Origin of the sequence: Streptomyces sp. P9-A4, from assembly GCF_036634195.1 — a bacterium.
Classification (GTDB): Bacteria; Actinomycetota; Actinomycetes; order Streptomycetales; family Streptomycetaceae; genus Streptomyces.
In genome coordinates this window covers 2,074,407-2,095,192 of record NZ_JAZIFY010000001.1, presented here as the reverse complement: position 1 = coordinate 2,095,192, position 20,786 = coordinate 2,074,407, and the positions used below count along the sequence as shown (strand labels likewise).

Genomic DNA, 20,786 nt, shown 5'->3' with positions numbered 1-20,786 from the left:
ATGACGACGCGCCCACTCTACCGGCCCGTACGCCCGCCGCCCCGAGGGTGCGAGGTGCCTCACACCGGGGCGGGGACCGCGTCGGGCGCCCGCCCCGGGCCGCCGGCCGGGTCAGGCCTTCACACCGCCACGTACTCCACCGGGTCCGTCCCCGGGACGGCCTCCGCGCGGCCCAGTTTCACCAGCCGGCGGACATGGGCCTCGGCCTCGCTGACGGCGATGTTCCGGGAGCCGTAGGGGATCTGCTCCCAGGGGCGGTTCCACTCCATCCGCTCGGCGAGCCGCCAGGGGGTGAGCGGGGTGGCGAGGAGGCCGAGGAGGCCGGTGAGCCGCTCCTCGTGGTGGTCGAGGAGTTCCCGGACCCGGCCGGCGGCGTCGGGGAAGGCGTACTGGTGGGCGGGGAGGACCTCGGCGACCCCGAGGCGGCCGATGCGTTCCAGGGAGTCGAGGTAGTCGCCGAGGGGGTCGGCCTCGGTGACCTCGTCGGGGTCCTCGTAGAGGCCGATGTGCGGGGAGATGCCGGGCAGCAGGTGGTCGCCGGAGAAGAGGCGGCCGTGGCCGGGCAGCCGGGAGGGGTGCTCCTCCTCCAGGTGGAGGCAGACGTGGCCGGGGGTGTGGCCGGGCGTCCAGATCGCGCGCAGCCGCCGCCCGGCGAGGTCGAGGAGTTCGCCGGGGACGATCTCGCGGTCGGGGAGGGCGGAGCGCAGCCCGGGGAGGGTGTCCATCCGGCCGGAGTCGCGTGCGGCGCGCAGCGGGACGAGGTGGTCCTCGGGGGCGCCGACGGCGGCGAGCTTCCGGGCGAGATAGTCGAGCCAGGTGCCGGGCCGGGCCTCGCGGGTGCGGCGTACGACGGCGGTGTCGGCGGCGTGCATCGCGATCCAGGCCCCGGACTCCTCGCGGACCCGCCCGGAGAGGCCGTGGTGGTCGGGGTGGTGGTGGGTGATGACGACCCCGTGGACGTCGGGCATGGCGATCCCCAGCGCGTCGAGCCCGCCGACGAGTTCGGCCCAGGAGGCGGGATCGTCCCAGCCGGTGTCGACGAGGACGGGGCCCCGGTCGGTGTCGAGGACGTGGACCAGGGTGTGACCGAGCGGATTGTCGGGGATGGGCACCCGGAGCGACCAGACGCCTCCGCCGTGATCGGTCACCTGCGGCATGGCTGCCTTCATGGTTCCTCATCTCTCCACGGCGGTACGGAATCTCTCCGGGGCGGTACGGAGCATGCCAGACCGTTGCCCATCATAACTAGAACTGGTATCAGTTCTGAGGCATCGTCAGAAAGATTCCCTCCCCGGAAGGCGGCGGTCATGACCGAGCTTGTGGAGCACGGAAAGCTGTTCATCGGCGGGGAGTTGGCCGATCCGCTCGGCGAGGAGGTCATCGAGGTGATCTCCCCGCACACCGAGGAGGTCATCGGACGCGTCCCGCACGCCTCCGCCGCCGATGTCGACCGGGCCGTGGCCGCCGCGCGGCGGGCCTTCGACGAGGGGCCCTGGCCCCGGATGCCGGTCGAGGAGCGGATCGCGGTCGTCACCCGCATCAAGGACGCCATCGCCGTGCGGTACGAGGAGATCGGCCGCGTCATCAGCGCGCAGAACGGCTCCCCGTACTCCTGGTCCGTCCTCGCCCAGGCGCTCGGCGCGATGATGGTCTGGGACGCGGCGATCACCGTCGCCCGTGACTTCGCGTGGGAGGAGCGGCGCGGCGGCGTCCTCGGACCGCTGCTCGTCCGGCGCGAGCCGGTGGGCGTGGTCGCGGCCGTCGTCCCGTGGAACGTCCCGCAGTTCACCGCCGCCGCCAAGCTGGGGCCCGCGCTGCTGGCCGGCTGCACGGTGGTCCTCAAGCCCTCCCCGGAGTCACCGCTCGACTCGTACATCCTCGGTGAGATCGCCGCCGAGGCCGGGCTGCCCGAGGGCGTGCTCAGCATCCTGCCCGCCGACCGCGAGGTCAGCGAGTACCTGGTCGGCCACCCCGGCGTCGACAAGGTCTCCTTCACCGGTTCGGTCGCCGCCGGCAAGCGGGTCATGGAGGTCGCCTCCCGCAACCTCACCCGGGTCACCCTCGAACTGGGCGGAAAGTCGGCCGCCGTGATCCTGCCGGACGCCGACGTGGAGACCGCCGTCGCCGGGATCGTCCCCGCCGCCTGGATGAACAACGGCCAGGCGTGCGTCGCCCAGACCCGCATCCTCGCCCCCCGCTCCCGGTACGAGGAGATCGCCGAGGCCCTCGCCGCTGCGGCCGGCGCGCTCGTCGTCGGCGACCCGCTCGACCCGGCCACCCAGGTCGGCCCGCTCGTCGCCCGCCGCCAGCAGCAGCGCTCCCTCGACTACATCGGCATCGGCCAGCAGGAGGGCGCCAAGATCCTCGCGGGCGGTGGCCGTCCGGCCGGCCTGGAGCGCGGCTGGTACGTCGAGCCGACCCTCTTCGGCGGCGTCGACAACTCCATGCGGATCGCCCGCGAGGAGATCTTCGGCCCGGTGATCTGCCTCCTGCCGTACGGGGACGAGGCCGAGGCCCTCCGGATCGCGAACGACTCCGACTTCGGGCTCAGCGGCAGCGTCTGGACCGGCGACGTGGAGCACGGCATCGACTTCGCGCGGGGCGTGCGCACCGGCACGTTCAACGTGAACACCTTCAGCCTGGACATGCTCGGCCCGTTCGGCGGCTACAAGAACTCCGGTCTGGGACGGGAGTTCGGCCCCGAGGGCTTCGGCGAGTACCTGGAGCACAAGATGATCCACCTGCCGGCCGGATACGGGGACGCGTGATGGGTGACCGCTGGCACGTGGAGGTCGACCGGAGCGTCTGCATCGGCTCCGGCATGTGCGTCAACCACGCTCCTGACGGCTTCCGTCTCGACACGGCCCGTCAGTCGCACCCGCGCGCGACGGAGGCCGACGCGGGCGAACGCCTGCTCGCGGCGGCCGAGGGCTGCCCGGTGGAGGCCATCCTGATCACGCTCGCGGACGGCGGGGAGCCGGTGTTCCCACCGGAGGAGTGACCGGGCTCCCGGAAGAGTGACCGGGCCCCTGGAGGAGTGACCGGGTTCGGGCCCGCCGGGGAACCGCGCCCGCCGACACCGCCCCTGACCTGCCCTCATGTGTGTGACACTCGCTCGGCACAGCAGGGACACAGGGAGCGGAGACGTCATGCGCGGTCAGGGTCGAGGTCGGGGTCAGGGTCGGGGGACGGCTCGGGGTATGGCTCGGGGTACGGGGTGGGCGGCGGTCGCCGGAGTGACCCTGGTGGCGCTCCTCGGGGCCGGGTGCGGGCCCGGTGCGGCGGGAGCGCCGGCCTTCGGCCGTACGGCGGCGCACGACGAGGTCCTCGCCGCCGTCGACGGCTCGGGGCTGCCCGAATCCGACCTTCCGGAGATCGGCGGGCCGGCCCCGAAGGGCGCCACCCCCCGGCCCACGCCGTCCACGGTGCGGGAGCGGGCGGCCGAGCGCAGCGCCGCCTGTTCCACCGGCTGGCAGTACATCGGCCCCGTCGCCGAAGGGTCGCGCGCCGGTTTCGACAAGGCGGTCGCCGCCCTCGCGGGGAAGCGGTGGAACCAGACGCAGCGCCAGGTGGAGAAGCTGGACGAGAAGGGCGGCACCAGCGTCACGGTCACGCTCAAGAAGCGGGGCTGGACGATGAACGCCCGCCACCACAGCGCCCGCGAGGGGCTGAGCATGGACATCATCTCCTTCCAGGCATCGGAGGACTCGTGCATGGCGAAGCTCACCGAGAAGGAGCGGGAGTCCCTGCTCGGGGACGACGGCGAACGGCCTTGAGGAAGGGCGCCGTTGCACGCGAGGACCGTTTCCACGTGCAAAACTGTGCCCCTGTCAGCGGAGGCGAGAGGCCTTCGCGTGTGCGTCCTTGGGAGTGCTGTGCGCAAGGTGATGGGGGCGGCCGTGGCCGTCGGTGTGGTGCTGCTCGTCGCGGGCTGCGGGAGCGACGGTGGTGCGGACAAGGGCGGCTCGGCGTCCGTCGGTTCGTCCTCGGCCGGTTCGTCCTCGACGGGTGGCTCGGGCGGTTCGGGTGGCAAGCGGCTCGACGGTGCCGCGGTCACCGAGGAGCTGTCCGGCGCGGCGACCGGGGCCGGCTTCACGCAGGACGCCTCGGGCGAGCAGGTTCCGGCCACGCTCAAGGACTGCATGGTCAGCTGGACGGCCGACGCCGAGAAGGCCGCCGACCCGGCGAAGTCGTACGACGCCACGGTCGCGACCCTGACCAAGGGCGGCTGGAGCGAGGAGCGCAGCTCCGGCCAGGGCGGCTCGGTGATCAAGTCCCTGAAGAAGAGCAGCTGGCAGCTCCAGGCGAGCAACCACTCGGCGGGCCCGCTCAAGCTGGTCATGTTCGTCGCCGTGGACAGCGGTCCGGAGTGCGCGGCGGCCATCGCCGAGGAGAACGCGAAGGCCAAGAAGTCCTGACCCGGTGCCGCCCGTACCCCCGGAGCACGAACCACCGGGGGCGCGGGTGGCGCGGCCCGTGCCGCTCAGCCGGCCACGGACTCCGGTGCCGGCGCGGGGGCCGGTGCCGTCAGGTCGATCAGCCGGCAGACCGTCTCGATGTCGATCTTCACCTGTGCGATCGAGGCCCGTCCCGACAGCCAGGTGATCAGCGCCGAGTGCCAGGTGTGCTCGATCACCCGGACCGCCGAGAGCTGCTCCGGCGTCGGGTGCTCCGCCCCCATCGCGTCCAGGATGATCGCGGTCGTCAGCCGCGAGACCGTGTCGACCTCGGGGCTCACCCCGCGGTCCGCGAAGGTCAGCGCCCGCACCATCGCGTCCGCGAGCTGCGGTTCGCGCTGGAGCGCGCGGAAGGCCCGCATCAGCGTCTCCGCGACCCGCTGCGCCGCATCGGCGCCCGCCGGCGGGCGCTTCCGCAGGGTGGTGTGCATGTGCTGGAGCTGGTCCTGCATCGTCGCGACCAGCAGGTGGATCTTGGAGGGGAAGTAGCGGTACAGCGTCCCCAGGGCCACTCCGGCCGCCTCGGCGACCTCCCGCATCTGCACGGCGTCGAAGCCGCCCCGCGCCGCGAGCTGCGCGCTGGCGTTCAGGATGCGGCGGCGGCGCGCCTCCTGTCGTTCCGTGAGGGGTGGCGACGCGGGGCTGCGGTCCGCTCTGTTGTCTGCGGTCATGAGGTCCCGTTCCGTGCGGTGGGGAGCGACAGTATGGCGGTGCGGAGGCCGTGGCGCGAATCACCTGTTCCGGATCTCACCGCGGAGCTACCTGCCGGTAGATTCTGTCCTCCTCGAAGGATCAAGCGTTCGAGAACGATCGGGCCGGAGATCGGGCCGGCGATCAAGTCTGTAACTTGTTCTAGATTAGCGCGAGCGGATACGCTCCGGCGAAACGCACGCTCGAAGGGGGTCGCGCATGAGCGCTGAGGCCATAGAGGCAAGCCCCCGACAGGGCGTCACGGCGGCCGGGGGTGAGTCCCTGCGCATCGCCCTCCTCACGTACAAGGGCAATCCCTTCTGCGGCGGACAGGGCGTCTACGTCCGCCACCTCTCCCGCGAGCTGGCCCGCCTCGGGCACTCCGTCGAGGTCATCGGCTCCCAGCCGTACCCCGTCCTCGACGAGGGCGAGGACCTCAAGGGGCTCACGCTCACCGAGATCGCCAGCCTCGACCTCTACCGCTCGCCGGACCCCTTCCGTACGCCGAGGCGCGAGGAGTACCGGGACTGGATCGACGGCCTGGAAGTCGCGACCATGTGGACCGGCGGCTTCCCCGAACCGCTCACCTTCTCGCTGCGGGCCCGGCGCATGCTCGCCGCCCGCCGCGGCGACTTCGACGTCGTCCACGACAACCAGACCCTCGGGTACGGGCTCCTCGGCGGTCCGCGCGCGATCGGCGCGCCGCTCGTCACCACGATCCACCACCCCATCACCGTCGACCGGCAGCTCGAACTCGACGCCGCCGCCGACTGGAAGCGCCGCGCCTCCGTCCGCCGCTGGTACGCCTTCACCCGCATGCAGAAGCGCGTCGCCCGCCGGGTGCCGTCCGTCCTCACCGTCTCCGGGACCTCCCGGCAGGAGATCGTCGAGCACCTCGGGGTACGCGAGGACCGCATCCGGGTCGTCCACATCGGCGCCGACACCGACCTCTGGTCGCCCGATCCGGCCGTCGCCGAGGTCCCCGGCCGGATCGTCACCACCTCCAGCGCCGACGTCCCCCTCAAGGGCCTGATCCACCTGATCGAGGCGCTCGCCAAGCTCCGTACGGAGAACCCCGACGCCCACCTCGTCGTGGTCGGCAAGCGTGCCGAGGACGGCCCCGTCGCCGCCGCGATCGAGCGGTACGGGCTGGACGGGGCCGTGCGGTTCGTCAAGGGCATCAGCGACGCGGAGCTGGTCGACCTGGTGCGATCGGCGCAGGTGTCCTGCGTGCCCTCGCTGTACGAGGGGTTCTCGCTGCCCGCCGCCGAGGCGATGGCCACGGGGACGGCGCTCGTCGCGACCACCGGTGGTGCGATTCCCGAGGTCGCGGGGGCGGACGGGGAGACGTGTCTGGCGGTGCCGCCAGGTGATGCGGGGGCGCTGGCCGCCGGGCTGGGGCGGGTGCTGGGTGACGCGGAGCTGCGGGCCCGGCTCGGCGCGGCGGGGCGCGCGCGGGTCCTGGAGCGGTTCACCTGGGCGCGGGCCGCGCAGGGGACGGCCGAGCTGTATCGGGAGGCGGTCGCCGCGCGGGGTGCCGGGGTGCGCCGGTGATGCTCCGTCGTCATGGTCGGGTGCGGCCCGGTGGTCGGCTCGTGCCCGCCTGTTCCGCCCTGCGGAACGCCTGCCCACAAGTCGGCGTGGGCGCCTGCCCACAATCACCTTCCACTCGCGAAAGCAGGATCCCGTGCTGACCGTCGACTTCACCCGTTTCCCGCTCGCCCCCGGCGATCGTGTGCTCGATCTGGGCTGTGGTGCGGGCCGGCACGCCTTCGAGTGCTACCGGCGCGGCGCCCAGGTCGTGGCCCTCGACCAGAACGGCGAGGAGATCCGCGAGGTCGCCAAGTGGTTCGCGGCGATGAAGGAGGCCGGGGAGGCGCCCGCGGGGGCGACCGCCACCGCGATGGAGGGCGACGCCCTCAACCTGCCCTTCCCCGACGCGTCCTTCGACGTCGTCATCATCTCCGAGGTCATGGAGCACATCCCCGACGACAAGGGCGTGCTCGCGGAGATGGTCCGCGTCCTCAAGCCGGGCGGCCGGATCGCGATCACCGTGCCCCGCTACGGCCCGGAGAAGGTCTGCTGGACGCTCTCCGACGCCTACCACGAGGTCGAGGGCGGCCACATCCGCATCTACAAGGCCGACGAACTCCTCGGCAAGATCCGGCAGGCCGGCCTCAAGCCGTACGGCACCCACCACGCGCACGCCCTGCACTCGCCGTATTGGTGGCTGAAGTGCGCCTTCGGCGTCGACAACGACAAGGCGCTGCCGGTCCGCGCCTACCACAAGCTCCTGGTCTGGGACATCATGAAGAAGCCCGCCCTGACCCGGGTCACCGAGCAGCTGCTCAACCCGGTCGTCGGCAAGAGCTTCGTGGCGTACGCGACCAAGCCGCACCTTCCGAAGGCCGACGCCGTGGACGCCGACAAGTGACGAGTCCCGAGCGGATCGCCGAGCACCTCGTCCTGCCCGGGGTGCTCACCGCCGAGCAGGCAGCCGAGACCGTCACCGGGATACTCGCCGTCCAGCGCGAGGACGGGGCGATCCCGTGGTTCCGGGGCCACCACCTCGACCCCTGGGACCACACAGAGGCCGCCATGGCCCTGGACGCGGCCGGCGAGCACGCCGCCGCCGCCCGCGCCTACGCGTGGCTCGCCCGCCACCAGAACACCGACGGCTCCTGGTACGCCGCCTACCAGGACGGCGACCCGGAGCAGGTCACCGACCGCGGCCGTGAGTCCAACTTCGTCGCGTACATCGCGGTCGGCGTCTGGCACCACTACCTCTCGACCGGCGACGACACCTTCCTCGACCGGATGTGGCCCGTCGTCTACGCGGCCGTCGAGTTCGTCCTCGGGCTCCAGCAGCCGGGCGGCCAGATCGGCTGGAAGCGCGAGCCCGACGGCACACCGGTGAACGACGCCCTGCTCACCGGCAGTTCCTCGATCCACCAGGCGCTCCGCTGCGCCCTCGCCATCGCCGAGGTCCGCGAAGAGCCGCAGCCCGACTGGGAGTTGGCGACCGGGGCGCTGGGGCACGCGATACGCCGCCACCCCGAGCGCTTCCTCGACAAGTCCCGCTACTCGATGGACTGGTACTACCCGGTGCTCGGCGGCGCGGTGACGGGCGCCGAGGCGAAGACGCGGGTCGAGGCCGACTGGGACACGTTCGTCGTGCCCGGCCTCGGGGTGCGCTGTGTGGTCCCCAACCCCTGGGTCACCGGCGGCGAGAGCTGCGAACTCGCCCTCGCCCTCTGGGCGATGGGCGAGTCGGACCGGGCCCTCACCATCCTCCAGGACATCCAGCACCTGCGCGCCGGGAACGGCATGTACTGGACCGGGTACGTCTTCGAGGGCGACGCGGAGGGCGACAAGGCCATGTGGCCCGAGGAGCAGACGGCCTGGACGGCCGGCTCCCTGCTGCTCGCGGTGGCGGCCCTCGGCGGCGAGGAGGCCACAGTGGCCGTCTTCGGCGGCGAGCGCCTTCCCGGCGGCCTCGAACCGGACTGCTGCCGGGCGTAGCGGGCAGGGCGCCGGGCAGGACCTCCCGGGCCCGGACGCTACCCGGACGGAGTCGCCCGGGTAGCGGACCCCCCTGCCCCGGGCGAGGCTGGCGCCACAGTCCCCAGGGAGGTCCCGTCGTGCCCAGAAGTCCTTCGCGTGGAGTCGTGGCGCTGCTCCTTTCGAGCACCCTGCTCATGACCACCGCCGCCTGCGGCGGCGACGCCACGCAGAGCGCGAGCGCCGCCGCGACCCCGTCGGTCTCCAGCAGCTTCGAGCAGCAGAAGCTGGCGAAGACCCGGTTCGTGGCCAACGCGGGGCTGGCGGCGGGCGCCGCGTACCAGTGGATCGTGAAGCCGTACCGCGCGGGCAAGTTCACCAAGGGCGCGGACGGCCGGACCTTCGCCCTGGTGAAGGCGGGCCTCGCGGGCGCGTTCACGTACAACCGGCTCAAGGCGGCCGTGAACAACGCCAAGGGCGACCCGCTGCTTTCCAAGGCGGTCGCGCCGCTCTCGGCGGGCATCGACTCGCTCAAGGACCTCGGTACGAAGCTCCGCAAGGGTGAGGCAGGCGCGGCGGACGTCAGCTCCTTCGAGAGCGTCATCAACAGCGTCAAGGACGCGGGCAAGAGCGCCGGCGCCGAGGTCGTCGACAAGGTGCCCAGTGCGTCCCAGCTCAGCGGCGGGTGACCGACTCCCACCGGCGCACTAGGAGTTGAGCTCCGCGAGCAGGCGGAGGGTTTCGGGGTCCGGTGAGGTGACGAGGAGGTCCGTCACCGGGCCCCGCCGCCATTTCTCCAGCCGCTCGGCGATCCGGGTCCGGGGTCCGACGAGGGAGATCTCGTCCGCGAAGGCGTCCGGTACGGCGAGCACCGCCTCCTCGCGCCGGCCGGCGGCGAACAGCTCCTGGACGCGCCGGGCCTCCTTCTCGTACCCCATGCGTCCCATCAGGTCCGCGTGGAAGTTGCGGGCGGCGTGGCCCATGCCGCCGATGTAGAAGCCGAGCATCGCCTTGACCGGGAGGAGTCCGGCCGCCACGTCCGCGCAGACCTGGGCCCGGACCATGGGGGCGACGAGGAAGCCCTCGGGAAGGCGCTCGGGGAGCGCGTACACCTCGGACCAGCGTTCGGGGGTCCAGTACAGCGGCAGCCAGCCGTCGGCGATCGTCAGCGTCTGCGCGATGTTCTTCGGCCCCTCGGCGCCCAGCAGGATCGGCAGCCCGGCCCGCAGCGGGTGGGTGATCGGCTTGAGCGCCTTGCCGAGGCCGGTTCCGTCGGGGCCGGTGTACGGGTGGGAGTGGTGCCGTCCTTCGAGCCGGACCGGGGCCTCGCGGCGCAGCACCTGGCGGACCACGTCCACGTACTCTCGGGTCGCGGTCAGCGGTGAGCGGGGGAAGGGGCGCCCGTACCAGCCCTCGACGACCTGCGGCCCGGACAGTCCGAGCCCGAGCAGGACCCGCCCGCCGGAGAGGTGGTCGAGGGTGAGCGCGTGCATGGCGGTGGTGGTGGGGGCGCGGGCGGCCATCTGCGCGACGGCCGTCCCCAGCTTGATGCGGCTGGTGTGGGCGGCGATCCAGGTCAGCGCGGTGAACGCGTCGGAGCCCCAGGCCTCCGCCGTCCACACGGAGTCGTAGCCGAGCCGCTCGGCCTCGCGGGCGAGGTCGAGGTGGGCGGGGGAGGGGCCGCGGCCCCAGTAGCCGAGGGCGAGTCCGAGTCGCATGCCCCCATCCTTTCTGACGATCCGTCAGTTCGTGCGATGCGGGGACTGTACGCCAACGGCCCCCCGCCCGGAAGGGATTCCGGACGAGGGGCCGTGGAGTGAGGGCCGTACGGTGAGGGCCCCGCGGGGCTTCCTAGCCGCGCTGGATGCCCGTGGTGTCCTGGAGGACGCCGCGGCGGCCGTCCTGCGTCTGGGCCACCAGGCCCGGACCGCGCTGCTCGACCGCCAGGTACCAGGTACCCGGGGCCAGTTCGGCGATCGGCGCCTGGGAGCCGTCCTCCGCGTACAGCGGACGGGCGACCGGGACGGCGAACCAGAACGGGGTGAAGTCCGAGGCCGGCTGCGCCTGCGCGGCCGGAGCCTGGGCCTGCGGCTCGGGCTGGTGCGCGGCCTGCGGCTGCGGGGCGGGCGCCTGCGCGCCGAACGGCTGGCCCGCACCCTGCGAGGGGTCCTGCGGTCCGCCGTACTGCGGGTGCTGCGCGCCCGGGTAGCCGTAGCCGGCGCCGGGGACGCCCTGCTGGCCGGGCTGGCCCGGCTGCATGCCGTACGGCTGCGGGGCCTGCGGGCTGGGCGCGCTCATCAGCGGGGCCTTGAGGGCGGGGACCAGCGGACCGGCGACGGCGGCACCGGCCACGACCAGGGAGGCGATCAGGCCGAGGACCAGGCCCGCGCCGGCGTTGGTGGCCTCGAAGATCCACATGAGCAGGGTCCACGCGGAGGCGATGGTGAACGCGGCACCGGCCTGGCCGAGCTCCAGACCGGCCACCTTGCGCTGCTGCGGCAGGCCGTGGGAGACCACGACGAGCGCGGCACCGGCGATGCCGAGGAAGAAGGAGCCCCAGCCGAGGGGCGAGGCCTCCCAGGAGTTCGAGCTGGGGATCTGGTCGCAGATCGACGCCGGGCCGTCGCAGCCGGAGATGTCGAGGAACGAGGCGATGAACAGCACCACCGCTGCACCGATCAGCACGCCATCGCCTCGGGTGAGGGAGCGGATATTCACGTAAGAGTCCTTCGTCGTTCGTCGGTCGTCGCGTCGGGGTGGTACTCGGGGCCTCATGGGCAGGGCCTCATGGCACGGGGGCGGCGCCCCATCGTACGGAGCGAATCTATCGCCCGCCGGTCCTACCCCTTGAGGTAGGTGGCGATGCCGTCCGCGAGGCCCTGGGCCGCCTTCTGCCGCCACGCCGCCGACGTGAGCAGCTGGGCGTCCTTCGGATCACGCATATTGCCGCATTCGACGAAGACCTTGGGCACGGTTGAGAGATTGAGTCCGCCGAGATCGTCCCGTACGTCCAACCCCGTGCCGGAACCGAGGTAGTTGGCGGGCGAGGTTCCGGTGGCGCGGGCGAAGCGGTCGACGATGTCCTCGCCCAGGTCGCGCGAGGGGCCGACGATCTTCGCGGTGTCGGCGGAGCCGCCGCGCACGCGTGCGGGCAGGATCACATGGAATCCGCGGTGGCCGACGGCGGAACCGTCCGCGTGGACGGAGACGACGGCGTCGGCGCGGGCCGCGTTGCCGATCCGGGCCCGCTCGTCGATGCAGGGGCCCCAGGGGCGGTCGGCGTCGTGGGTGAGGACCACCTTCGCGCCGCGCGCGGTGAGGAGGTCCCGCAGGCGGTGGGAGACGTCGAGGGTGAACGAGGCCTCGGTGTACCCGGCGTCGGTCGAGGTGCCCGTGGTGTCGCATTCCTTACGGGTCGTCCCGATGTTCACCTTCTGGTTGATCTCCCGGGAATGGCGGAAATTGCCGGAGTTGTGACCGGGGTCGATGACGACCGTCCGCCCGGCGAGCGGACGGTTGCCCTGCGAGACGGGCTGCGGGGAGCGGCTTGACTGCGGGGCCGCCTGCGGGGAGCGGCTCGGCTGTCCGCCGGAGGCGACCGGCGGCAGGGACTGGGTCGCGCTCTCCAGCCGGGTCTCCTGGGCCTTCCCGCCGGGCGGCGCGGCCTGCGAGGCCCCGCAGCCGGCGAGCACGGCGCAGCAGCCCGCGAGGGCGAGCGCACGGGTGAGCACGGAGCCGGGCGTGTGGCTGGATGTGGGGGTGGGGGTGGGGGTGCGGCGGGTGGTCTTCCGGTGGTCGTACGGCACCCGGGCGACTCTAGGCCCTGTGCGCGGCGAAATCCCGTAGCAGACAGATCCCAGGTTGGTCACCGGCTCCGGATAACGGTGGACGCGTGTGCCGGGACCGTGAAGGGTAGGTGTCCAGAGGCGACGGTGGGGTGCCACCGCGCATGGACCCACGAGGGGGAACCGTGGTGGGGGAAGAACCGAACGACGCACGTCCCGAACCGTCCGACCGACCTGTCGGAGGCGGCGGGAACGACCCACGATCGAGCGGGTACGACCCGCGGCCGGGCGGGGGCCCGGGGGAGACGCTTGCCGGGGCGCCCGGACAGACGACCGGCGGGGTGCCGGGACAGGGAGGGTACGGGGGCTCGGGGCAGCCGCCCGCCGGAGCCTTGGGGCAGCCGCCTGCCGGGACGCCGGGGCAGCCGCCCGCCGCGCCGTGGGAGGCGCCGCCCGCTGCGGGTGCCGCTCCTGCGGCTGCCTCCGCTTCCGCCGCTCCCGCTCCCGGCTGGTCCGGAGCGGAAGCAGGAGCAGGAGCAGGAGCAGGAGCGGGAGCCGGTGCCGGAGCCGGTGCCGCGCCGCCGCCCCCCGGGGCCCCGCCCGGCTACGGGCCGCCGCCGGGCTACGGCCCGCCCGGATACGGCCCGCCCCCCGGGTACGGCGGGCAGCCGCCCACGCCGCCCACGCCGCCGCGCGGGGACGCGAACCCCGCCCAGGCCGCCATGGTCGGCCTGCTCAACCTCTCCTGCCTGGGCCTCGGCTACGTCCTTCTGCGCAACTGGATCGGCGCCGCCGTCTGCTGGATCGCCACCGCCGTCCTGCTCGTCATGGCCCTCCCGGCCGATGTCGACGGCGTGCCCCTCGGCCTCCTCGTCGGCTACGGCGTCTTCCTGCTCCTCGCCGCCGCCGACGGCGCCCGGCGCGGACTGCGCGCGACCCTCCGGATCGGTGACTCCTTCCGTCGGCTCGCGCTGCCGCTGGCCCTCGTGCTGCTCGCCGTGCCCGCCGGCGGTTCGCTCGCGTACGGGGCGGCCCGCGACGAGGCGAAGGAGCAGGCCCTGCTCGAACGTCTGGCCGCAGCCGACGAGCTGGTGAAGTCCGCCGACGGCCTGGCCTTCGACAAGGCCGAGCCGATCTACCGCAAGGCACTGGCCGACTACCAGGACCTCGGCATCCGGCACGCGGGTTCGCGGGCCGGGAAGCTGGTTCCGGCCCGGCTCGACGCGTACTACACGACGGTCTCCGGACCGTACGAGAAGAAGGAGTACTGCGCGGCCATCGCGCCGCTCAAGCACCTGCGCGGGCTGCCCGGCACCTTCGACAAGGACCTCCTCGGCGCCCGGCCCGCCAAGACCGACGAGCCGCTGGCGCACTCGCTCTACGAGTGCGGGACGGCCGCGCTCGGCGTGCAGACGGCGAACCCGCCCGCCTCCGAGAGCCTGAACGCGCTGTACGACACCTTCCCGAAGTCGGTCCACGCGACCCGCGTCGAGCCCGCCGTGCGGGCGGCGATCAAGACCAGGACGACCGCGCTCACCGGCGGGGCCGCCCCCTGCGACACCACCAACGAGCTGCGCGCGCTCCGCTCCTCCCTGGACAACATGACGGACCCCGCCGTCGAAGGCGCCACGAAGGAGGCCGCGTCGGCGGTCCAGAAGGGCGACTTCTCCTGCGGGACCTTCCAGTTCAGGAGCAAGGAGTTCGGCGACGCGGGCAAGACCATGACCCAGTACGCCAAGGACTACCCGAACAGCCCGCAGGCCGCGCACGCCCGTTCCATCGCCATCGCCGCCGAGATTGCGGAGGAGGAGCCGGAGGCGGGCAAGAGCCTCCCGCCGGCCGAGGTGCCCGGCGGGGGCCGGATGGTGATGGTGGTGAGCAACGACGGGCCCGGCTCCGTCGAGCTGCTCTACACCGGCCCGATGACCGGCAAGGTCACCCTCAAGGCGTGCGGGACCTGCACGAAGTACTCCAGCGTGCTCGTGCCGCGCGGCGGGAAGGTGAAGGCCTGCACGGGGCCGTCCTCGAAGTACCCGAAGGCGACCCTCCTGCTGCCCGTCGGCGACTACCACTTCCTCCAGAAGCGGGCGGCGACGGGCACGTCCACGGCGGGGGACACCAAGTCGAGCAAGGCGAAGATCGAATCGGGCTACAGCTACACGAACTGCCTCTACGTGACCTCGCTGTTCTGACCCCGCGCCGCCGCCCCGCCCCCGGTGGCGGTCAGCGGCGGCGCAGCACCCGCAGGGAGTCGGTGACGGAGATCTCCTCGAAGTCACCGGACTCCAGGGCGCGGAGGTAGATCCGGTACGGCGCCTGGCCGCCGTCCGCCGGGTCGGGGAAAACGTCGTGGATGACGAGCAGGCCCCCGGGGGCGACCTTGGGGGCCCAGCCCTCGAAGTCGTTGGTGGCGTGCTCGTCGGTGTGACCGCCGTCGACGAAGACGAGGCCGAGCTGCCCGCCCCACACCTTCGCGACCTGCGGGGACCGTCCGACGACGGCGATCACGTACTCCTCGAGCCCCGCCTTGCGCAGCGTCCGGCGGAAGGTCGGCAGGGTGTCCATGAGACCCACCTCGGGGTCGACCACGGTCTCGTCGTGGTACTCCCAGCCAGGCTGCTGCTCCTCGCTGCCCCGGTGGTGGTCCACGGTCACCGCGACCGTCCCGGCCTGCCGGGCCACGTCGGCGAGCAGGATCGTCGAGCGCCCGCAGTACGTCCCGACCTCCAGCAGCGGCAGCCCGAGCTTCGCGGCCTCGCCGGCCGCCTCGTACAGGGCGATCCCCTCCCCGACGGGCATGAAGCCCTTCGCGGCCTCGAAGGCGGCAAGGATCTCGGGCGCGGGCACGGACATGGTGACTCCTACTGGCGGGTACGGGGGTACGGGCGCCCATCGTGCCCTACGCGTCGCACTCGAACCACACCTTCTTCCCGTCGGCCCGTTCGTCGACCCCCCACCGGTCCGTCACGGCCTCCACGAGGACGAGCCCCCGCCCGCCCTCGTCCAGCGGCGCGGGAACCTTCGCGTACACGGCCCCGGGCACCTCGTCCGAGACCTCGACCCGGAGCCCGTACGGCTCGCGCAGGATGAGCACGGAGCAGCGGCGGCCGGGCACGTGCCGGACGACGTTGGCGACGAGTTCGGTGAGGGCGAGGCCGCCGGGGTCGGACAGGTGGCCGAGTCCCCAACGCGTGAGGAACATGCGCAGGATGCGGCGCATGTGACCGGCGGAGTGCTCACCGACGGTGAAGGCCATGCGGTAGCTCGTGGCAAGGGCCGCAGGGTAGAGGTCTGTTGCCTGATTCATGCCACCAGAGTGGTCGGTCTTCGTTACGCTCGGCTACGGCCTGAACACAACGCCTCACCGCGTGAGCTTGGGGGTGACCACACCTTGGTCAACATTCGTAGCCTGGATCCGAGCGCGTCGCCGCTGGACTACTACGGATCGGAACTCCGCCGTCTGAGAGAGGAGGCCGGACTCAACCAGCCGCAGCTCGGCAAGATCGTCTACTGCACGGGCTCGCTGATCGGCCAGATCGAGACGGCGAAGAAGGTCCCGACACGACAGTTCTCGGAACGGCTCGACGCCGCGCTGATGACGGACGGCGCCTTCTCGCGGCTCGTGGGATTGGTTCTGCGGAGCCAGCTCCCGACGTGGTTCCAGCCGTACGCGGAGATGGAGGCGCGGGCGACGTACATCTCGACGTACCAGTCGCAGCTGGTCTACGGCCTGCTCCAGACGGCGGAGTACGCCGGGGCGGTGCTGAGCGTCGAGAACGCGGGACGGCTGGACGAGATGGTGGCCGCGCGGATGGAACGCCAGCGCATCCTGGAGCGGGAACTTCCGCCGGTGCTGTGCGTGGTGCTGGATGAGGGGGTGCTGCACCGGGAGATCGGCGGGGCGGAGGTCATGCGGAACCAACTGGCCCACCTGTTGAGCTTCCGTGACCACCAGTGGGTGCAGGTGCAGGTGCTCCCCTTCGAGGTGGGTCAGCATCCGGGGCTGCTGGGTTCGTTCACCCTTCTGCGCTTCGAGGACGACCCCGACATCCTTTATTCGGAGAGCTACGACTCGGCCCACATGACCGCCAATTCCCAAGTGATTCGGCAGGTGTCCGTCAGCTACGCTCGGCTGCAAGCCTCGGCCCTCTCTCGGGAGGCTTCGGCGGTGTTGATTGAAAGCGTGATGAAGGAGCGGTATGGGCACCAGCCAGGACCTGCGGTGGCGTAAGTCGTCCTACAGCGGCGACACCGGCGGCAACTGCATCGAGTGCGCGCCACTCGGGTCCGCCGCCTGGCGCAAGTCCTCGTTCAGCGGCCCCAACGGCGGCGAGTGCATCGAAATCGCGGACCTCACCGCTCACGTCGCCGTCCGGGACTCCAAGAACCCCGGAGGCCCCGCCTTCCTCGCCACCCCGGCCGCCTTCGCGGAGTTCGTGAGCGCCGCAGCCGAGGGCCGTCTCGGTCGCTGACCGTGGCGACCCTCATAGGGACGATGATCCTCGCCATCGGGCTGCCGGCCTGGGCGGGGATCACCTACGTGGGGCTGGTCAGGGCGCGGCGGGGCGGCGGGCTTCCCCGGCCCGCCCCGCCCCGCTCCCCGCGCTCGCCCGCGAGGAAGGCCGCCTACGTCGCGGTGGCGGCATACGTCGCGGGCGGGGCGGTGCACCTGTACGGCCTGTCGTACATGCCGTTCCTGTTCCCGGAGGACGCGTGCTGGTTCGCCGTGGGGATCAAGGCCTCCCCGGACTCCAGCAGCGCACTGCCGGTGAGCCTGGTGTGCCACGGCATCGAGGTCGTCCCGTGGTGGGTCAACCCGGGCCTCCTGACCCTGGGCGCGACCGCCGTCGGAGCGACCGTCGCAAGCGTCGCCCTACGGCGCCCGCGCGGCGCCCGCTGACACCCGCCCGGCAGGGAGCCCGCCCCGACCGGCCCGACGGTCACGCCCCCGTCAGCACCGCCCGCAGCTTTCGTACGCCCGCCTTCCACTCCTCCCCGTCCGACTCCTCCCAGAGTTCGAGGAGTTCGGAGGGTTCGGTGAGGATGCGGTCCAGGGCCGCCGCGGCCTCCGGGCGGAGTTCGGCCGGGAGGGGCGGCAGGGGTTCCTTCGGGCCGTACGCGGTGGTGACCGGGTCGCCGCCCGGACACTGGGCCGCGACCAGGGCGGCCGAGGCGATGGCCTCCACGGCGACGTCCGCGTCCACGTCCTCGTCGCCGCTCGCCCTCACCTCGCGGAAGGACGCGCCCAGCACCTCCGCCTTCTTCTCCGCCGGGGCCTCGTCCACCCGGTAGGAGAAGTCGGCGGCGGTGTCGTTGTCGAAGGGGCCGATGTCCCAGGTACCCATGGCGTGCTCACTCTCTCCGTGTTCGGTCGATCAGCTGTACCCACAGCGTGGCATGCACCACTGACAACGCCGCTCCGGTGCCGGAGTCGTGTGCTTGGATCCTGGCCATGACGACGGACGACACGCAGGACCCGGCCGCCCAGGCCGACTTGGCACACATGTGGATCGGCGCGGTCCCCTCCCTCGATCCCGAGGGGCGGGAGGTGATCCTCGGTCTCGACCAGAACTCCGCCGAGCCCGGCGAGCGCCTGGTCCGTCTCCTCCTGAACCGGGGGCACGAAGGCGAGGAGGGTGTCTTCTACCTGCTGCGGGAAGACCTGGTCGCGCGCTACGGACGGACCGCCGACCGGCTCTCCGTGACGCTGCTCGCCCGTCGCGACGTGCTGGCCCACGACCTCCACTCGCCCCCGGACGACGTACGGGCCTCCCTGGACGCGCTGCCGTCCGACCCGCTCGACGCCGACCGGCTCGTCCTGCTGACCCGGGAGCTGGCCACGGACTTCCACCCGGCCGAACATGACGGCGAACCCCAGCCGGTCCTGCTCCTCGAACACGCCGCAGCCCCGCACGCCACCCCCCAGGACCTGACCACCCTCTTCGCCGAAGGCGAAGCCGCCCTCGCCGTCGTGAACGCCGACCTCCTCCCGTAACCCGCCGCGTATCTGACCTTCCGTCAGAATGGAACGTGTTCTAGTCTGCCGCGCATGGGCATCGCCATCACGCATGAACAGCGGGAGCTCGCCCGAGCCGTTCGGGGCTGGCTCAGCCGGGCCGTACCTCCCGAGGAGGTGCGCAAGCACCTGGACGTTCCCGACGCCGGGCTCGGACGGCCGGCGTACTGGGACGCCGCCGCCGGGCAGGGGCTCCTCGGGATCCATCTGCCCGAGGAGTGCGGGGGAGGAGGCGGCGATCTCGTCGACCTCGCCGTCGTCGTCGAGGAGGCCGCGCGGGCCCTGCTCCCCGGGCCCTTCCTCTCCTCCACGCTCGCCGCCGCGCTGCTGCACCGCGCCGGACAGGGAGAACTGGCCGCCGCCCTCGCGAGCGGGGAACGCATCGGCGCCGTCGCCTTCGGCGGCACCGGCACCCTCACCGCCGTCCGTACCGCGAGCGGCCACCTCCTCGACGGCGCCGCGCCCCCCGTCCTCGGCGGCGCACAGGCCGACCTCGTGATCCTGCGGGCCGCCACCGCCGACGGCAGCGTCTGGCTCGCCGTCGACACCGACGGCCTCACCGTCCGGCCCCACGAGAGCGCCGACCCGACCCGGCCCACCGCCGAGGTCACCGCCCGCGCCGCGCACGTCCCCGCCGCCCGTGAACTCACCCTCGGGGGCGCCGAAAGCGCCCCCGGCCACACCCCTGGCCACGTCACCGACACCGCCGCCGTCACCGCGCTCGTCCAGGACCTCGCCGCCGTCCTCTTCGCCGCCGACGCCTGCGGCACCGCCGCCCGCGCCGTCGACACCGCCGCCGAACACGCCCGTACCCGCGAACAGTTCGGACGGCCCATCGGGCAGTTCCAGGGCGTCAAGCACCTCTGCGCCGACATGCTCGTCCGGCTCGAACAGGCCCGTGCCCTCACCTGGGACGCCGCCCGCGCCGCGAGCCCCGGCGAGGAAGAGGACCACGACGGGCCCGGCAGCCAGGGCGGCGACATCGGCCCCGGCAGCGGCGCCGACCACGACGGCCCCCGCTCCCTCACCGCCGCCCTCGCCGCCGCCACCGCCCTCGACACCTCCTACAGCTGCGCCAAGGACTGCATCCAGATCCTCGGCGGCACCGGCTTCACCTGGGAGCACGACGCCCACCTGCTGCTCCGGCGCGCCCTCGTGGCCCGGCAGCTCCTCGGCACCGGCGACCACCACCGGCTCGCCGGGCTCCGGCACGCCGTCGCGGGGGTCCGGCGCGGTCTCCGTCTCGACCTGCCGCCCGAGGCCGAGGCGTACCGGACGGCGGCCCGCGAGGCCGTCGCCCCCGCCGCCGGACTCGACCCGGCCGCCGCCCGCCGCGCCCTCGTCCCCACCGGCTACGCCGCCCCGCACCTCCCGGAGCCGTACGGACTCGGCGCCGGGCCGCTCCAGCAGCTCGCCGTCCAGCGGGAACTGGACGAGGCCGGCATCAAGGTCTCCGGGCTCGGCATCGCCACCTGGGTCGTACCCTCGCTGCTCGCCCACGGCACCCCCGCCCAGCAGGAGGAGCACCTCGCCCCGACCCTGCGCGGCGAACGCCTCTGGTGCCAGCTCTTCTCCGAGCCCGGCGCCGGCTCCGACCTGGCCTCCCTCCGCACCCGCGCCGAACGCGCCGAGGACGGGCGCTGGCGGATCAACGGCCAGAAGGTGTGGACGAGCGCCGCCCAGTGGGCCCACCACGGCATCCTGCTCGCCCGCACCGACCCCACCGCCCCCAAGCACCAGGGCCTCACCTACTTCCTCGTCGACATGCGGAACACCCCCGGCATCGACATCCGGCCGCTCAAGGAGATCACCGGGGACTCCCTCTTCAACGAGGTCTGGTTCGACGACGCGCTCCTCCCCGCCGACGCCGTCGTGGGCGAGGTGAACGACGGCTGGCGGGTCGCCCGCAACACCCTCGGCAACGAACGCGTCCACATGGCCGACCAGGTCGCCTTCGACACCGGCCTCGAAGCGCTCATCGAACGGGCCGCCCCGCAGGACAGTTCCGTACGCGTACGGATCGGCGCCCTGCTCGCGGAGGCGCACGCGCTCGCGTGCATCGGCCTGCGCACCACCCTGCTCCAGGTGTCCGGGCTCGAACCGGGCGCGGGTGCCAGCGTCCGCAAGCTCGTCCAGACCCTCCACCAGCAGCGCCTTGCCGAACTCACCCTCGAACTCCTCGGCCCCGAGGGCGCCGTGCGCGAGGGCCCCGGCGAACGCGCCGTCCACGGAATGCTGATGTCGCGCTGCCTCACCATCGCGGGCGGCACCACACAGGTACAGCTCAATGTCGTCGCCGAGCGGCTGCTCGGCCTGCCGCGAGACTGAGGGGGAACA

General features: G+C 72.8%; 22 protein-coding genes. 14 read left to right on the top strand and 8 right to left on the bottom strand.

The genetic code is table 11. The features are described 5' to 3' along the window. Positions 1-119: 119 nt before the first annotated feature. Positions 120-1,157 (bottom strand): MBL fold metallo-hydrolase, encoded by a 1,038-nt coding sequence (locus V4Y03_RS09400; protein ID WP_332437138.1) that lies wholly within the window; start codon positions 1,155-1,157, stop codon positions 120-122. A 150-nt stretch (positions 1,158-1,307) separates the two neighbouring features. Here V4Y03_RS09400 and V4Y03_RS09395 point away from each other — a divergent pair, with 150 nt between their 5' ends. The 4 genes from V4Y03_RS09395 to V4Y03_RS09380 all read left to right on the top strand — a co-directional run bounded on the left by V4Y03_RS09395 (position 1,308) and on the right by V4Y03_RS09380 (position 4,418). Next, positions 1,308-2,768: an aldehyde dehydrogenase gene (locus V4Y03_RS09395; protein ID WP_332434617.1), complete on the top strand. Its 1,461-nt coding sequence runs from the start codon at positions 1,308-1,310 to the stop codon at positions 2,766-2,768. Then, a complete protein-coding gene (locus V4Y03_RS09390; RefSeq protein WP_317875241.1) occupies positions 2,768-3,001 on the top strand; it encodes a ferredoxin in 234 nt (77 codons plus the stop codon). The genes V4Y03_RS09395 and V4Y03_RS09390 overlap by 1 nt, the downstream gene beginning before the upstream one ends. A 199-nt stretch (positions 3,002-3,200) precedes the next feature. Beyond that, positions 3,201-3,776, top strand: a complete 576-nt coding sequence (locus V4Y03_RS09385) for a hypothetical protein (RefSeq protein ID WP_332434616.1) — start codon at positions 3,201-3,203, stop codon at positions 3,774-3,776. A gap of 99 nt (positions 3,777-3,875) precedes the next feature. Then, positions 3,876-4,418: a hypothetical protein gene (locus V4Y03_RS09380; protein WP_332434615.1), complete on the top strand. Its 543-nt coding sequence runs from the start codon at positions 3,876-3,878 to the stop codon at positions 4,416-4,418. Between the two features lie 65 nt (positions 4,419-4,483). Here V4Y03_RS09380 and V4Y03_RS09375 read toward each other — a convergent pair whose 3' ends face one another. Then, positions 4,484-5,128, bottom strand: coding sequence for a TetR family transcriptional regulator (locus V4Y03_RS09375; protein ID WP_317875244.1), 645 nt, complete (start codon positions 5,126-5,128; stop codon positions 4,484-4,486). A gap of 238 nt (positions 5,129-5,366) precedes the next feature. On the opposite strand from V4Y03_RS09375, the gene V4Y03_RS09370 reads away from it, so the two are divergent. From V4Y03_RS09370 to V4Y03_RS09355, 4 genes are all read left to right on the top strand, one after another. Beyond that, a complete protein-coding gene (locus V4Y03_RS09370; RefSeq protein ID WP_317875245.1) occupies positions 5,367-6,701 on the top strand; it encodes a glycosyltransferase family 4 protein in 1,335 nt (444 codons plus the stop codon). 133 nt (positions 6,702-6,834) lie between these two features. Beyond that, positions 6,835-7,581 (top strand): class I SAM-dependent methyltransferase, encoded by a 747-nt coding sequence (locus V4Y03_RS09365; RefSeq protein ID WP_317875246.1) that lies wholly within the window; start codon positions 6,835-6,837, stop codon positions 7,579-7,581. After that, a complete protein-coding gene (locus V4Y03_RS09360; protein WP_317875247.1) occupies positions 7,578-8,669 on the top strand; it encodes a prenyltransferase in 1,092 nt (363 codons plus the stop codon). The genes V4Y03_RS09365 and V4Y03_RS09360 overlap by 4 nt, the downstream gene beginning before the upstream one ends. A 176-nt stretch (positions 8,670-8,845) precedes the next feature. Next, positions 8,846-9,337 (top strand): hypothetical protein, encoded by a 492-nt coding sequence (locus V4Y03_RS09355; protein ID WP_317875251.1) that lies wholly within the window; start codon positions 8,846-8,848, stop codon positions 9,335-9,337. A gap of 18 nt (positions 9,338-9,355) precedes the next feature. Here the strand turns inward: V4Y03_RS09355 and V4Y03_RS09350 are convergent, their stop codons facing one another. The 3 genes from V4Y03_RS09350 to V4Y03_RS09340 form a co-directional block, all read right to left on the bottom strand. Beyond that, positions 9,356-10,366, bottom strand: a complete 1,011-nt coding sequence (locus V4Y03_RS09350; RefSeq protein ID WP_332434614.1) for an LLM class F420-dependent oxidoreductase — start codon at positions 10,364-10,366, stop codon at positions 9,356-9,358. Between the two features lie 133 nt (positions 10,367-10,499). Beyond that, positions 10,500-11,366, bottom strand: coding sequence for a DUF5336 domain-containing protein (locus V4Y03_RS09345; RefSeq protein WP_332434613.1), 867 nt, complete (start codon positions 11,364-11,366; stop codon positions 10,500-10,502). 122 nt (positions 11,367-11,488) lie between these two features. Then, complete coding sequence (locus V4Y03_RS09340; RefSeq protein ID WP_332434612.1) at positions 11,489-12,454, bottom strand: N-acetylmuramoyl-L-alanine amidase; 966 nt, start codon at positions 12,452-12,454, stop codon at positions 11,489-11,491. Between the two features lie 371 nt (positions 12,455-12,825). Between V4Y03_RS09340 and V4Y03_RS09335 the strand changes: the two genes are divergently transcribed. Further along, complete coding sequence (locus V4Y03_RS09335) at positions 12,826-14,625, top strand: hypothetical protein (protein WP_332434611.1); 1,800 nt, start codon at positions 12,826-12,828, stop codon at positions 14,623-14,625. A 31-nt stretch (positions 14,626-14,656) separates the two neighbouring features. Here the strand turns inward: V4Y03_RS09335 and V4Y03_RS09330 are convergent, their stop codons facing one another. Together V4Y03_RS09330 and V4Y03_RS09325 are read right to left on the bottom strand one after the other, a co-directional pair. Next, complete coding sequence (locus V4Y03_RS09330; RefSeq protein WP_317877795.1) at positions 14,657-15,286, bottom strand: class I SAM-dependent methyltransferase; 630 nt, start codon at positions 15,284-15,286, stop codon at positions 14,657-14,659. Between the two features lie 46 nt (positions 15,287-15,332). Next, a complete protein-coding gene (locus V4Y03_RS09325; protein ID WP_332434610.1) occupies positions 15,333-15,740 on the bottom strand; it encodes an ATP-binding protein in 408 nt (135 codons plus the stop codon). An 84-nt stretch (positions 15,741-15,824) separates the two neighbouring features. Here V4Y03_RS09325 and V4Y03_RS09320 point away from each other — a divergent pair, with 84 nt between their 5' ends. Genes V4Y03_RS09320 through V4Y03_RS09310 form a run of 3 tightly spaced genes read left to right on the top strand, consistent with a single transcriptional unit; the run spans position 15,825 to position 17,333 of the window. Beyond that, entirely contained in the window at positions 15,825-16,664 is an 840-nt protein-coding gene (locus V4Y03_RS09320) for a helix-turn-helix domain-containing protein (RefSeq protein WP_332434609.1), read from the top strand. After that, a complete protein-coding gene (locus V4Y03_RS09315) occupies positions 16,633-16,905 on the top strand; it encodes a DUF397 domain-containing protein (protein WP_332434608.1) in 273 nt (90 codons plus the stop codon). The genes V4Y03_RS09320 and V4Y03_RS09315 overlap by 32 nt, the downstream gene beginning before the upstream one ends. Before the next feature lie 2 nt (positions 16,906-16,907). After that, positions 16,908-17,333, top strand: a complete 426-nt coding sequence (locus V4Y03_RS09310) for a hypothetical protein (protein WP_332434607.1) — start codon at positions 16,908-16,910, stop codon at positions 17,331-17,333. Positions 17,334-17,373: 40 nt separating this feature from the next. On the opposite strand, the gene V4Y03_RS09305 is transcribed toward V4Y03_RS09310, so the two are convergent. Beyond that, positions 17,374-17,778: a DUF4259 domain-containing protein gene (locus V4Y03_RS09305; RefSeq protein WP_317877800.1), complete on the bottom strand. Its 405-nt coding sequence runs from the start codon at positions 17,776-17,778 to the stop codon at positions 17,374-17,376. 107 nt (positions 17,779-17,885) lie between these two features. Here V4Y03_RS09305 and V4Y03_RS09300 point away from each other — a divergent pair, with 107 nt between their 5' ends. Further along, positions 17,886-18,428, top strand: a complete 543-nt coding sequence (locus V4Y03_RS09300) for a hypothetical protein (RefSeq protein WP_317877801.1) — start codon at positions 17,886-17,888, stop codon at positions 18,426-18,428. A gap of 54 nt (positions 18,429-18,482) precedes the next feature. Further along, positions 18,483-20,777 carry an acyl-CoA dehydrogenase gene (locus V4Y03_RS09295; RefSeq protein ID WP_332434606.1) on the top strand — a complete coding sequence of 765 codons (2,295 nt, stop codon included), beginning with the start codon at positions 18,483-18,485 and terminating at the stop codon, positions 20,775-20,777. Positions 20,778-20,786 lie beyond the last annotated feature (9 nt).

Excerpts from the sequence above, each read along its gene's own strand:
- V4Y03_RS09350 (WP_332434614.1), bottom strand. The coding sequence starts at position 10,366 with ATGCGACTCGGACTCGCCCTCGGCTACTGGGGCCGCGGCCCCTCCCCC.
- V4Y03_RS09395 (WP_332434617.1), top strand. The coding sequence starts at position 1,308 with ATGACCGAGCTTGTGGAGCACGGAAAGCTGTTCATCGGCGGGGAGTTG.
- V4Y03_RS09330 (WP_317877795.1), bottom strand. The coding sequence starts at position 15,286 with ATGTCCGTGCCCGCGCCCGAGATCCTTGCCGCCTTCGAGGCCGCGAAG.
- V4Y03_RS09375 (WP_317875244.1), bottom strand. The coding sequence starts at position 5,128 with ATGACCGCAGACAACAGAGCGGACCGCAGCCCCGCGTCGCCACCCCTC.
- V4Y03_RS09355 (WP_317875251.1), top strand. The coding sequence starts at position 8,846 with ATGACCACCGCCGCCTGCGGCGGCGACGCCACGCAGAGCGCGAGCGCC.
- V4Y03_RS09385 (WP_332434616.1), top strand. The coding sequence starts at position 3,201 with ATGGCTCGGGGTACGGGGTGGGCGGCGGTCGCCGGAGTGACCCTGGTG.
- V4Y03_RS09300 (WP_317877801.1), top strand. The coding sequence starts at position 17,886 with ATGACGACGGACGACACGCAGGACCCGGCCGCCCAGGCCGACTTGGCA.
- V4Y03_RS09400 (WP_332437138.1), bottom strand. The coding sequence starts at position 1,157 with ATGCCGCAGGTGACCGATCACGGCGGAGGCGTCTGGTCGCTCCGGGTG.
- V4Y03_RS09390 (WP_317875241.1), top strand. The coding sequence starts at position 2,768 with ATGGGTGACCGCTGGCACGTGGAGGTCGACCGGAGCGTCTGCATCGGC.
- V4Y03_RS09325 (WP_332434610.1), bottom strand. The coding sequence starts at position 15,740 with ATGAATCAGGCAACAGACCTCTACCCTGCGGCCCTTGCCACGAGCTAC.
- V4Y03_RS09305 (WP_317877800.1), bottom strand. The coding sequence starts at position 17,778 with ATGGGTACCTGGGACATCGGCCCCTTCGACAACGACACCGCCGCCGAC.
- V4Y03_RS09295 (WP_332434606.1), top strand. The coding sequence starts at position 18,483 with ATGGGCATCGCCATCACGCATGAACAGCGGGAGCTCGCCCGAGCCGTT.
- V4Y03_RS09370 (WP_317875245.1), top strand. The coding sequence starts at position 5,367 with ATGAGCGCTGAGGCCATAGAGGCAAGCCCCCGACAGGGCGTCACGGCG.
- V4Y03_RS09315 (WP_332434608.1), top strand. The coding sequence starts at position 16,633 with ATGGGCACCAGCCAGGACCTGCGGTGGCGTAAGTCGTCCTACAGCGGC.